Consider the following 12,426-nt stretch of genomic DNA (forward strand, 5'->3'; position numbering starts at 1 on the left):
TCGCAGGTGTTACAAAAGTGGGGTATTTCACTATTGTAACGTAGAGATAGTTATGTAATAATAACTATTTTGGTTGTGTAAATATATATATGAGGTGAAAATCAATGAAATATCGCAATAATTGTTACAAAATAAGTCGAGGTATGGAAAAAATTACGCCTTGATTTTAGTCTGTCACATATTATTTTTGCAATAATAGGATTCTATAATAGCTTTAGTACGCTAAAATAATTAAAGGTGCTTATAACGTGAAACATATATAATAGAAGAAACACGATTTAATAGATAAAGTGAAACTTTAATCAGTGGGGGGGATTCTTCCTCCCCAACTGATTATTAGTTGAACCAATCGGGCTTTTATGGGCAGTTGATCCCCCACCTAAATTCTTTGCTTTCGCTGAATTTTGAGGTGGGGGTCTTACTGCCCATTAAAGCGGGATAAATAAAAAAACGTAGGAGTGTAAATTCCTACGTTTTTTTTTATTCATATCGTAAACATTCAATTGGATCAAGTTTTGCAGCTTTGTTAGCTGGCAGTAGACCGAATATAATACCGATTAACATGGAAATACCTACTGCAAGAAGCCCAAGTTCTTTTGAGACAACGAGTGGCCATCCGGCAAAGATTGAGACGATCCAAGCGAAGAAGATACCGAGCATGAATCCGATGAAACCACCGAGTCCTGTTAAAATACAAGATTCAATTAAGAATTGTGTTAATACTTTACCACGTGTTGCACCAAGTGCTTTACGAATACCGATCTCACGTGTACGTTCTGTTACAGATACAAGCATAATGTTCATTACGCCGATACCACCAACAAGTAATGAGATAGCAGCAATACCACCGAATACCATTTTCATCATGCCGATGGATTCATCTAATTGCTTCGTAAATTCACCTAAATCCTGTGCTTCGAATTTATGCTCAAATTTAGGTGCTTTCATTTCGTTTAAAACAGAAACGGCTTCTTTTTCTACACTTTTACGTTCTGCTGGAGAGGTCATTGTTAATCTTACAGAGTCATACTCAGTTACTCCTGAAATGATAGGAGCGTTTTCAAGTGATGTATAACCTTCAGGCATAGCCATTCCGAACTCATTTTTCGTTTCGTATACACCGACTATTTTATATGGCTTTCCTTTTATATCTGTGTATAAATTTGATTCCCAACCATTAAATAATTTGTTGAAAGCTTCTTCATTTACTATAACAGCAGGGATTGCTTGGTTTAATTCGCTGTCGTTTAATTCACGACCGTGAACTAATTTTATTTTCGAATCTGTCATAAAGGCGCCTGTTCCACCTTTTAAATCAAGGGAAACATCTTTTGAACCAGCAGATGCTTTTACTTTCATACTTACATCAGGATACACATCTTTAACGCCTGGTACAGTTTGAAGACGGTTTAGCATATCAGGTGTGATTTTGGCACTATCTGTTCCGTAATCGGGATTGTTGTAGTAAATCGTTACTTCGTTATCTTTTCCTTGACCTAACTCTTTTTTAAATTTTGCGTTTGTACCATCACCCATTGAAATGATAGTAATGATGGCACTAATACCGATAATAATACCTAACATCGTTAAGATAGAACGCATTTTATGAGCAAAGATAGAGGAAAGGGCCATACGTATATTTTCACTCGTGTTCAAAATTAACCTCTCCAATCTTGGACGATATTTCCGTCGCGAATTACAATTTGACGTGCTGCAGCTTCCCCAATTTCACGATCGTGGGTAATCATAATGATTGTTGAGCCTTGTTTGTTTAATTCGTAAAAGAGGTCCATAATTTGTGTACTCGTTTTCGTATCAAGTGCTCCCGTCGGTTCATCGGCTAAAATGAACTTTGGATTATTTACGATTGCACGAGCGACTGCGACACGCTGTTTTTGTCCACCTGATAATTCGTTCGGTAAGTGCGTAGCACGATCAGCTAAACCTACTTTTGTTAAAGCGGCTAATGAGCGCTCACGTCTTTCTTTTTTATCAACTCCAGCGTAAATAAGAGGTAGCTCTACATTTTGAAGTGCTGTAAGTCTCGGTAATAACATGAAGTTTTGGAATACGAATCCGATCTCTTTATTACGAACGCGTGCAAGTTCTGTTTCAGACATGTTTGAAATATTTTGACCAGCTAGTTCATACGCACCTGTCGTTGGTTTATCTAAGCAACCGATAATGTTCATTAATGTTGATTTACCAGAACCAGATGGTCCCATAATAGAAGTGAATTCTCCCTGGTTCAGTGTTACGTCAATGCCGTGTAATATTTGAACGGATTCTGCACCATTTTGGAAAGATTTCGTGATGCCTTTTAAGTTAATCATTCAACGACAACCTCCATACCATCTTTTAAGTCTTTTTCAGGTTTAGAGATAATTTGCTCTCCTTTTTTCACTCCAGAAACTTTTGCTTCGCTATCTGTTTCGAATTCAACAGTAACCGCTTGTTCTTTCGCCTTACCGTCTTTTACGACGAAGACAACATTTTTGTCACCTTTTTTCACGATGCTGCTTTTCGGAACAATCGTACCAGTTGCTTCGCCAGATTTACTTGTTACGTAAACGTGGAAGCCGTTTTGTAATTCTTCACTATTGTCTAATGTGACAGTGAATTGATAGTTAGAAACTGTTTTGTTTTCATCCATGCTCTTTAATGGTGTAGAACCGATTTCTGTTACTTTTCCTGTCCAAGTTTTACCAGCAACCGTTTTTGATGAAACAGTTACTTCTTGCCCAACTTTCATACTAGCAAGCTCATATTCAGAAAGTTGACCTTTTACTTTAAATGGACCAGCGTGACGAAGTGTAATGCCGCTCATACCTGTTTTTTCATCAGCGATTTTTACGATATCATCAATTACGCCATCAGTAGGGCTCGTTACAGAAAGTGTGTTTACTTTCTCTTTTGCTGCTTTAATTATTTCATCAGATTTTTCAACTTCAAACTTTTTCATTTCAATTTGTGATTCTAATTGTTGTACTTCGATTTCGGATGCTTTTAATGCTTCAGCAGGAAGGCCTGCATTTTTATCTTTTTGTAATTTTTGTTTCGCTGCATCAATTTGTTTTTGGAACAATGTTACTTCTTTTTGTGCGATTTTCTTTTGCATTTCTGCTTCCGTTACACCTTGTTTCGCAGTAGGGTCATTATATTTAAAAAGGAGTTGCCCTTTTTTCACTTCATCACCTTTTTTTATAGCTAATTCATACGTACCTTTTGTTGGATCAAATGAAATTGTTTCGATGCCGTTTGGAATGACTTCACCGCCAAATTTTTGCGCGTTTTCAATTTGTTTTTCTGTTACTTTATATCCGCTATATGCCATTGCTACTTCTGAACCACCGCCACCAGCAAATGCAAAATATGATCCAGCTGCAATTCCGATTGCTACTACACTAGTAATTAACACTTTATTTTTCTTCTTCATCTATTTATCACCTTTTCGTTCGTTTTAGTATCTACATTAAGTATAAAAGAGGTGAAGAATCTTACAAATCGTTTTAGCTTACAATAACCTTACAGTTTTGTAAGGTATGAATATGTAAATGTAAGGTAGAGCTTGTCCTAGTGTAAGCAAATGAATTGACTCGTCGTTTCTTTCTAACAATAATATTGTATGAAAGAGAGGAGGAGGCAAGATGGAAGCTTATTTTAGTGCGCATCCATTAAAACCATTTATTCCATACTCAAGGCAACACGTCCTTATATTATTTATTATGTTGGTGGGGATATTTTTTCTGTATCAATACCAAGATGTATTACGGCAAAGTGAGTGGAATATAACGGTTCGATATGCGATTGCATTTTTATTTATTGGGAGTGAAATTGGGCTCCATATGTGGGAATGGAAAGCGGGGATTTTTGAACTAGGCACTTCATTACCATTTGAGCTATGTACGATTAGTTTATTGTTAGCATCGATTATGATTGTAACGAAAAGTTACCGCATATATGAGATTGTATTTTTTACGGGAATTATTGGTGCATCACAAGCTATGTTAACGCCAAACTTGCAGTATGCTTTTCCACATTTTCGTTTCATTGAATATTTTATCGCACATATATTGCTCATTTGGGCACCACTCTTTATGACATGGGTGGAAGGATATCGTCCAACATTACAATCTATTAAACGCACGATGATATTTTTAAACATATTAATTCCAATTGTTTCGTTTGTGAATTACAAAACGGGTGGAAATTATATGTTTTTAGCTCATAAGCCAGAAACTGCTTCGTTACTTGATATGTTAGGGCCACATCCTTACTATATTATTTCATTAGAACTCGCAGCGCTTATGGGGTGTTTTATTTTGTATATACCATTTGCGAAAAGAGAAAAACAGGTACACAAAGAATCGTTAGGGTCATAACCTAGCGATTTTTTATATATTGAATATTTACAATTCAGAAAATTAAGAATAAAATTAAAGGGTAAATTATATAAAGAGAGAAGGGAAAACGTGGTCAAAAAAGTTTTTCTGAATGGGATGGAAGTGACGGTTCAATTTATTATTTCGATTTTGGGTATTATTTGTTTAGGGGCATTGCCGAAATTGTTTTACGGATTTGAGCTGCATGCATCAGAGTACATACAGAGTTTAAAAGAAGTGTTTGTGAACTTAATGGATATTTCCAATTTTAAATATGTGGGAGATAAATTTTTATTTCCGCAGTTGTTCGTCCATTATAAAGAAACGATTATTATTTTTTTGGCTGCTTTTTTTATTTCATTATTTGTAGCATTTTGTATTGTTTATGTCATTATGAGTAGTTCACCGCGTATACAACATCGCATTAAATCATTTCTCATCTTCCTAGAATCTATTCCAGACATTCTTCTTATTTTAGTATCACAAATTTTAGTTGTATGGTTTTTTAAACAAACAGGTTTTTTACCTTTTCAAATTGCATCGATTGGAGGCGAGTCGATTAGAGGATTGCCAATATTTTGTTTGAGTATACCGACTACGATTCTGTTTGTAAAAATGTTAGTGCTTCGTTTTGAAAATGAGCTAGAAAAAGATTATGTACTATTTGCTAAGGCGAAAGGACTTAATCGTTTTCATATTTTAAATCGTCATATTTTACGAAATGTGTTGCTTAGTACATTATTCTTTGCGAAAACGAATATCTTTTTTATGTTATCTAATTTATATATTATAGAATGGATTTTTAATACGGGTGGTATTTTTATGTTTTTGAAATCGTATTTCGGTATTAGAGTTGAGGTTTTCATCGTTAGTGTGCTTCTTATATATATTCCGATTTTTATTTTATTTAAATTGTTTCATTATCTCATTCCGGCTGCGATGAAGGAGAGATTATAATATGTGGACGTATATAAAACGTGATAAAAGATTTTGGATAAGCATTGGGTTTCTTCTCATATTAGTTCTTTTGAGCATCGGAAATACGTTATGGAATGATGGACATATTAGACAAGTTACATTGCAATATGATGCGGATGAAAATCCACAAGTGCCACCGTTTCCACCTTCATTACAATTTTTACTCGGGACAGACCGGAAAGGGTATGACCTGTTACATTTAGTCATTGAGGGCGCGAAGTGGACGATTGGTATATCTATTTTAATTGCGGCACTTAGAATGGTAATAGGTGTGTTTTTCGGTGTCGTACTCGGAACATATGTAAAAAGAGGTTTTTCAAAAATCGAGGCTTTTTTTGATAGTTTTACAGTTATTCCAACAGTTATGATTGCATATTTTTTTCTTCAATCTGCAAATGCATTTGGGAGTGGAGAGGAAACAACAACTTTTTTTGAAAGGGCTTCGTTTCAAGTTTTATTACTTGTAATGCTTGTGATGCCAGTTATTGCACTGTATGTTGCGAAGGAAGTCCGTAAGTTGAGAACCGAAGAATTTATTGAAGCTGCGTGCATATTAGGTGGATCGAGAAGGCACATTGTTATAAAGCATATTTTCCCGCATCTCTATATGACGTTTATACTTGTATTTTTTCAGCAGTTTACGCAAACTCTTACTATTTTACTGCACTTAGGATTACTGGAAATATTCTTTGGTGGAACAGTTCAGTTTTTAGGACCGATAGAAGAAATAGAATCTTACACGCATGAATGGTCAGGTTTAATTGGAGTCTATTTTAGATCATTAACAGTGAATCCGTGGATTCCGCTCGTTCCGATTACATTTTTTGGACTTACTATTTTTTCAGGAAATATGATTGTAAAAAGTATAGAAGAGGCGATGATGAAAGTAAGGTTAGGAGGAGAGATAAAGAAGGCTGCTATAGAAGCGGAACAATCTGCTGTGCAGTCAAAAGAAGAGTTATTTACTTTTAAACATACGATGTGAAAATAAAAAGAAGCAAGCATGGATTTCATGCTTGCTTCTTTTCTTTATTTTGTAGAAACTTCACCTTCAGCTTCTGTTTGCGGAATAAAGTATCCGATTAGACCACCGATTATTGCTGGAACGATCCAACCGATTCCTAAGTTGTAAAAAGGAATGGTGTGTACAATGTTCGCAATAAAACTTGGTATCATTTCCACATTATCAAGTGCATGAATACAGCTAATAAGGAATGCTGCGATCATTGCTCCGATGTAGACAGAAGGTTTACGTTTCGTATATTTATCAAGAAATGATACGAAAATTAAAATGATTGTAATTGGATACAAAATGATTAATACAGGTAATGTAATTTTGATTAATAAACTTAATCCTAAGTTTGAAATCACGAAGCTAAAAATACAAACGTATAGTACGAGCTTTTTGTAGGAAACGTTTGTTAATACTGTTGCAAAATAGTTGGCGAATGCACTTACAACACCAATTGCAGTCGTTAAACAAGCGAAGATAATGGCGATACTTAATAAAACATTACCGCTTGTCCCAAAGAATTGGTACATAACAGTAGCTAATAGTTGACCACCGTTCTCGAATTGTCCCAAGTTTCCGTTTGAAGCGCCGATATAACCGAGTAAGAAATAAACAATTGTTAAGAATAGAGCTGCAATGCTTCCGCAAATAATTGTATATTTCGCAATTGATTTCTTCTCTTGTATACCGTTTTGGCGAATTGCATTTACAACAATTGTTGATAATACAAGTGCTCCAATTGCATCTAACGTTAAAAATCCTTCAAGAAATCCTTTGAAAAATGGAATTTCTTTATAGTCACCAACAGGTTCTGCAAACGTTCCTGGTGAAAGAATCGCTTTTGTTGCCATAATTGCAATAATTCCAAGTAAAATTGGCGTTAATATTTTTCCAATATGATCTACTAATTTTGATGGATTTAATGATAAGAAGTAAACGACTGTAAAGAAAATCGCACTAAAGATTAACATAGAGTACCATTGGTCCGGGAAAAGTGGTGCAATCCCAATTTCGTAAGATACAGATCCAGTTCGTGGAATAACAAATAGTGGGCCGATTGAAAGATAAATAATGATAGCGAATATTGCTGCGAATTTTGGATGAACACGGCTTGCTAAAGTGTTGAAACTACCACCGGCAAGGGCAACAGCGACGATAGCTAGTAAAGATAAACCGACGTCTGTAATAATAAATCCTGTAATGGAAATCCACATATTTTCTCCAGAAGAAAGACCGAGAAGGGGCGGGAAAATCATATTACCAGCACCGAAGAAAACTGCGAATAGTAATAAACTAATCGAAAGTATTTGCGCTGGTTTTAAAGTTGTACGCATATAAAGAAAATCCTCCTAATGAGTGTTTTTGTCGAAAATTCAAATAATTTGTCGAGTAACTGTTACTATTTTAAAGGTCTGATGACTAGAAAGCAATAGGGAATTTTGAAAATATTAAAAAATAATACATTAAATCGAATAAATATACTATTTATATCTTCAATAGGAAGGATTTAACTTTTAACGTAAAAAAACACATATCGCTCGGATACGTGTTTTAAAAAAATATTTTTTTATCACGTTCTTCTTTTAAAATTTCTACAGCTTCTCGGAAACGTTGTGAATGGACAATTTCTCGTTCACGTAAGAAGCGCAGGCTGTCATTTATATCTGGATCATCTGATAAGTTAATGAGCCATTGATATGTTGCTCTTGCTTTCTCTTCAGCAGCAATATCTTCATATAAATCTGCAATAGGGTCTCCTTTTGCTTGAATATAAGTAGCAGTAAAAGGAACACCACCAGCATTATGATAAAACAAAGCACTATCATGATTAGCGTAATGTGCGTCTAATCCAGCAGCTTTCATTTGCTCTGGTGTTGCATCTTTTGTTAATTTATAAATCATTGTCGCAATCATCTCTAAATGTGCGAATTCCTCTGTACCAATGTCGGTTAGTAGGCCAACAACTTTGTCAGGAATTGTATAACGTTGATTTAAGTAGCGAAGAGCAGCAGCTAGTTCGCCGTCCGCACCGCCATATTGTTCAACTAATAATTTGGCGAGTGCTGGATTGCAAGTTCCCACTTTAACTGGGTATTGTAATTTCTTTTCATAAATCCACATAGTTTCTCTCCTTTATATTTGCCATGGCCAAGGACCTTTGCTCCATTCCCAAGGAGCATTAGAATAGCTGTTTCCAAACTGTTGGAGTGGCCCGTATTTTTCTTCCATCTTTTGTTTTAATACTCTTCGTTTATAGGAAAAATCATTAAATTGATTAATCGCGGCGGTGTCATCTGGATGTGTATCTAAATAAAGAGTGAGTTCAACTAGTACAAAGTCCAGTTCTTGAAGCTCCAGTAAAAGCTGATAGTATTCTTCTGGTAGCGATTGAGTCACGTCAGTAGTCACCGCCCTTTTTTATAAGGATTTTCATAATAGTCATAAAAAACAGGCCATAAAGTCCCTTTTTGTAGCGCTTCTTTTGGCGTGAATTGCGGTAAGTTTGGCGGTTGAAAGCCTAAAAATAAATTAGGCGGAGTAGAAAAATATTTTTTTCCGATAGGAGGACAAGGATCGAGAGGACTATGATAGGGCACGAATGATCTCATATATTTATTCACAAATAGACCTCCTTAAATGTTCATTACTACGTATTGTATTCAGACATAATGAGCATTTATGACACATATAAAAAAGTAATAAGTACAGGGGGAATGAATGTGGAGAATGTAAAGAATTTAATTGTGTTAGAAGTAAAGAACTTAAAGGAAACTCTGTATTTTTACGAAGGGATTTTAGGAATAACACCTAGTTCAGAGAGGCCGCAATTAGATGTTACAGGGGTTTGGTATGATACCGATTCAACGAGAATTAGTTTTGTTATGAATCGCAGTTTGGGCGGGCGTGAGAAGAGTGTTGCGGACTCAGTTGATGTTCTAACGTTTTCAATTTCTAACATAGAGAATGTAAAGAAGAGGTTAGTATTTTATAAAATTGTATATAGAGAAAACAAAAGCGAGAAAAGTATTATAGTACAAGACCCAGATGGATATAAACTTCAAGTGGTAGAGAAGGATGAATAAAAGGAGGGGATTTAGTGGAGAGAAATTATGAAGAAAGTGCGTTGTTTGAGCATCAATTTTGGCTAAAAGTACTTACTGATCATGCACAATTTTTACTTGATGCATTAGCTCCGAAGGAAAAAGAGGATATAAAAAAAGCTACTTACTTTGTTGAAACATTTACGAATTTGTTAAATAAAGTTCGGAATGTGAACCTGATGGCATTCTCACAAGAGGCAGAACAAGCTGCTAAGGAAATTCGGACGTTTAAATTAAGTATTATACAGAAGCAGTTGGAAGGGAAAATTACCATTCATTTTACGCCAACTTTTATTAACCATATGGTAAACGAAGTGGAAGAGTATATAACGGTTTTAGAGTTTTTGAAGAAGGGGGAAGTTCCGCCTGTTTTTCATGAACTGCATTATCATCTCGTTTGGTTAACTGATGCGGCTGGTCATGCGGGTTCTATTTCTGGTGGGCTAGATCTTGTTGAAAAAAGATTAAAAGAGAAAAGCGAAGAATTTACGAAGCATTTTGAACAATTTTACTTAAAGGCAGTTGAGATGACTGGGTATTTACGAACGGAGCTTCATCATTTTCCAGCATTAAAGAAGTTTACAAAAGATGTTTCACTTGAATTGAAATTATTTTCGCATTTTTTACATGAAGTGGAAGAGCTGGAGTTATCGCATGAAGTATTAAGTGCACTATCAGCTAGAATGGCAGATCATATGGCAAGGGAGGAATGTTATTATTTATTAAAATTAGCTCAATCATCTGGACTCGAAATGCCGAAATGTAATCCACTTTAAAGAACAAGAGGCCAATTTCATTTGGCCTCTTGTTCTTTTTTGCTTTCTCTTTTTATTTTTGCTTGTTCAATACTTGCCTGTAATGTCTCCATAATATTAATGATGTTCGGAGCTGGAGAGATTGTTTCCGTTTTTTCCTGTTGTTCAATTTTATTCTCGATTAATTCGGTAAGGGCTTCTTTATATGCATCTGTATACATTTCTTGTTCAAAAGGATTTGTAAGGTGGTGGATTAAATTAATTGCTGCAGTGAGTTCTTGTTTTTGGATAGGATAATTTTCGTGACTTGGTAAATTAGGTGTATTTGTTATACCGCGAATTTCATTAGGGTAGTGGATGGTTTGTAACATAAGTCCATCTTCAAAGTTACGGATAATAGCTAAATGTTGTTTTTTTCTAATAGAAATATGAATAAGCCCAAGTTTATTTGTACGTTCAAGAGCTTCTTTTAATAATAAATATGATTTTTCATGTCCTGGGGTAGGACCTATAAAATAAGAACGGTCATAAAGAACAGAATCGATTTCGTTATTTTGGATAAAAGATATAATACGAATGGATCGTGGTTCGTGAGCTTTTTGCAACGCAGCTAATTCTTTTTCATCAATAATGATGTATTTATGAGGTGCATATTCATAGGCTTTTACAATATCTTTATCATCAATTTCTTCATCCGTGCAATCAGGAGCAAATTTTTTATATTTAATAGGTGTTAAGCATTCTTTATGGAGACTTAAAAATTTTATATCGTTTTCTTCTACGGCGCTATATAGTTTAATTCCTATATTTAATAGTCCAAGTGAAAGTGCACCTTTCCATACGGTATGCAAATGAAACATCTCCTTTCGTTCAAAAATGATTATGTATATTATGAGATAGTAAGAAATTTCCTATACGTTTTTTGTTTTTTACGGAAGGGCTTGGAATATAAAATATATTGACAAGCCCTCTGAAATATTTTAATGTGATTGTATAAAACTGTGTATATAAAGGGGAGTAACTTATTACAGTAAAGTCGTCATTACAGGGAGAAACCCTCGGCTTTATTGGCAACGTTTCGTTGTTAGTGAGACCTTTACCAGCAATGGTAAAGGCCCCTTATTGTCTTTTTTAGGACCCTTACCATATTTGGTAGGGTCCTTTTTGTATACAAAGAGAGGAGAAATAAAAATGAAAAAACTTATTAGTAGATTAAGAGTTGTATTTCATGTTCGTCGTTTCGTTCCATTCCTATTTGACTTTTTTACTTCAAAAGAGGTTTCAATAAAGAAGAAAATTTTATCTGTTGCTTTTTTAGTTGGGTATGTTGCGATGCCGCTTGATTTAATTCCAGACTTCCTGCCGTTTATCGGTATTTTAGATGATATTGGAATTGTGTTATTCATTTTGAACAGAATTGTAAAGATGGCGCCAGTGCAATTGCAAGAAAAGCATAATGTAAACGTAGGATAGGAGTTGAAAATATGGAGCAAATTATTTTAGATATAATCGAGTTTTTAAAGCAGTTTTCTTATTTTGGAGTTGTGTTAGCATTAACGTTTGAATTTATTCCAGCAGAAGTAGTTTTGCCTATGGTTGGATATTGGGTGTACGAGGGAGATATGAATTTTTGGCTAGCTGTATTAGCTGGGACACTTGGCGGAACGACAGGACCATTAACGTTATACGCACTCGGTTATTACGGTGGCCGTCCTCTATTAATAAAATACGGGAAATACTTTTTTATTAAAGAAGAACAAATTCAAAAAGCAGATGATTTCTTTGAGAAATATGGGCCAGTTGTAGCGTTTGTTGGACGTTTTGTGCCGGGAGTTCGAACACTTATTTCCGTTCCATGTGGTATGGCGAAAATGAATATATGGAAATTTAGTATATATACATTTGTAGCAATGTTCCCGTTAACGACTTTGTATATTTATTTTGGGATGAAATTAGGTCCGCATTGGGAAAAAGCGGCGGATGTTGTTGGACAATATATGTTCCCGATATTACTAGCCGTAGTTATTGTTGTAGGTGGTATTTTAATCTATAAATTTATGAAAAAAAGAAACAGAACGGAATCTATCTAGTCGTTAGTACAGGAGTTGTCTTATTTTTTGAAAATAGATGAATAGTACAGGCAAAAGACTCTGAAGGACATACACATATAGGGAATGAAAAGAGAGAGGGGAAACAAC

At 35.0% G+C, this 12,426-nt stretch carries 15 protein-coding genes; 7 read left to right on the forward strand and 8 right to left on the reverse strand.

Going from position 1 to position 12,426, the window contains the following annotated elements; all coding sequences use genetic code 11:
• Positions 1-480 precede the first annotated feature (480 nt).
• From J0835_RS04355 to J0835_RS04365, 3 genes are read right to left on the reverse strand one after another with little or no spacing between them, the layout of a single operon-like run.
• The gene (locus tag J0835_RS04355) at positions 481-1,632 is read right to left on the reverse strand and encodes an ABC transporter permease (protein ID WP_442893516.1); all 1,152 of its coding nucleotides are present in this window, start codon (positions 1,630-1,632) and stop codon (positions 481-483) included.
• A 26-nt stretch (positions 1,633-1,658) separates the two neighbouring features.
• Positions 1,659-2,333, reverse strand: coding sequence for an ABC transporter ATP-binding protein (locus J0835_RS04360; RefSeq protein WP_000609098.1), 675 nt, complete (start codon positions 2,331-2,333; stop codon positions 1,659-1,661).
• Positions 2,330-3,436, reverse strand: coding sequence for an efflux RND transporter periplasmic adaptor subunit (locus J0835_RS04365; RefSeq protein ID WP_087979536.1), 1,107 nt, complete (start codon positions 3,434-3,436; stop codon positions 2,330-2,332). Before J0835_RS04365 ends, J0835_RS04360 begins: the two co-directional genes overlap by 4 nt.
• A gap of 211 nt (positions 3,437-3,647) precedes the next feature.
• On the opposite strand from J0835_RS04365, the gene J0835_RS04370 reads away from it, so the two are divergent.
• The 3 genes from J0835_RS04370 (at position 3,648) to J0835_RS04380 (ending at position 6,345) form a co-directional block, all read left to right on the forward strand.
• Positions 3,648-4,382, forward strand: a complete 735-nt coding sequence (locus tag J0835_RS04370) for a YwaF family protein (RefSeq protein WP_087979537.1) — start codon at positions 3,648-3,650, stop codon at positions 4,380-4,382.
• Between the two features lie 90 nt (positions 4,383-4,472).
• Positions 4,473-5,339: an ABC transporter permease subunit gene (locus tag J0835_RS04375; RefSeq protein ID WP_140386675.1), complete on the forward strand. Its 867-nt coding sequence runs from the start codon at positions 4,473-4,475 to the stop codon at positions 5,337-5,339.
• 1 nt (position 5,340) lies between these two features.
• On the forward strand, positions 5,341-6,345 hold the full coding sequence (locus J0835_RS04380) for an ABC transporter permease (protein ID WP_087979538.1): 1,005 nt from the start codon (positions 5,341-5,343) through the stop codon (positions 6,343-6,345).
• A 44-nt stretch (positions 6,346-6,389) separates the two neighbouring features.
• On the opposite strand, the gene brnQ2 is transcribed toward J0835_RS04380, so the two are convergent.
• The 4 genes from brnQ2 to J0835_RS04400 form a co-directional block, all read right to left on the reverse strand.
• The gene (gene brnQ2 / locus J0835_RS04385; protein ID WP_087979539.1) at positions 6,390-7,706 is read right to left on the reverse strand and encodes a branched-chain amino acid transport system II carrier protein BrnQ2; all 1,317 of its coding nucleotides are present in this window, start codon (positions 7,704-7,706) and stop codon (positions 6,390-6,392) included.
• A 217-nt stretch (positions 7,707-7,923) separates the two neighbouring features.
• Positions 7,924-8,493, reverse strand: a complete 570-nt coding sequence (gene cotJC, locus J0835_RS04390) for a spore coat protein CotJC (RefSeq protein WP_087979540.1) — start codon at positions 8,491-8,493, stop codon at positions 7,924-7,926.
• Positions 8,494-8,505: 12 nt separating this feature from the next.
• The gene (locus tag J0835_RS04395) at positions 8,506-8,769 is read right to left on the reverse strand and encodes a spore coat protein CotJB (RefSeq protein ID WP_000194492.1); all 264 of its coding nucleotides are present in this window, start codon (positions 8,767-8,769) and stop codon (positions 8,506-8,508) included.
• Positions 8,770-8,777: 8 nt separating this feature from the next.
• Positions 8,778-8,993 carry a spore coat associated protein CotJA gene (locus J0835_RS04400; RefSeq protein ID WP_087979541.1) on the reverse strand — a complete coding sequence of 72 codons (216 nt, stop codon included), beginning with the start codon at positions 8,991-8,993 and terminating at the stop codon, positions 8,778-8,780.
• Positions 8,994-9,041: 48 nt separating this feature from the next.
• Here J0835_RS04400 and J0835_RS04405 point away from each other — a divergent pair, with 48 nt between their 5' ends.
• Together J0835_RS04405 and J0835_RS04410 are read left to right on the forward strand one after the other, a co-directional pair.
• Positions 9,042-9,455, forward strand: a complete 414-nt coding sequence (locus tag J0835_RS04405) for a VOC family protein (protein ID WP_098086079.1) — start codon at positions 9,042-9,044, stop codon at positions 9,453-9,455.
• A 14-nt stretch (positions 9,456-9,469) separates the two neighbouring features.
• A complete protein-coding gene (locus J0835_RS04410; RefSeq protein WP_087979543.1) occupies positions 9,470-10,249 on the forward strand; it encodes a DUF2935 domain-containing protein in 780 nt (259 codons plus the stop codon).
• A gap of 17 nt (positions 10,250-10,266) precedes the next feature.
• Here the strand turns inward: J0835_RS04410 and ku are convergent, their stop codons facing one another.
• Positions 10,267-11,079, reverse strand: coding sequence for a non-homologous end joining protein Ku (ku, locus tag J0835_RS04415; protein WP_087979544.1), 813 nt, complete (start codon positions 11,077-11,079; stop codon positions 10,267-10,269).
• 340 nt (positions 11,080-11,419) lie between these two features.
• On the opposite strand from ku, the gene J0835_RS04420 reads away from it, so the two are divergent.
• Both J0835_RS04420 and J0835_RS04425 read left to right on the forward strand, forming a co-directional pair.
• Positions 11,420-11,701, forward strand: a complete 282-nt coding sequence (locus J0835_RS04420; protein WP_000733852.1) for a YkvA family protein — start codon at positions 11,420-11,422, stop codon at positions 11,699-11,701.
• 11 nt (positions 11,702-11,712) lie between these two features.
• Entirely contained in the window at positions 11,713-12,318 is a 606-nt protein-coding gene (locus J0835_RS04425) for a DedA family protein (RefSeq protein WP_087979545.1), read from the forward strand.
• Positions 12,319-12,426 lie beyond the last annotated feature (108 nt).

Origin of the sequence: Bacillus cereus group sp. Sample62 (genome assembly GCF_036851315.1) — a bacterium.
Taxonomy (GTDB): domain Bacteria; phylum Bacillota; class Bacilli; order Bacillales; family Bacillaceae_G; genus Bacillus_A; species Bacillus_A wiedmannii.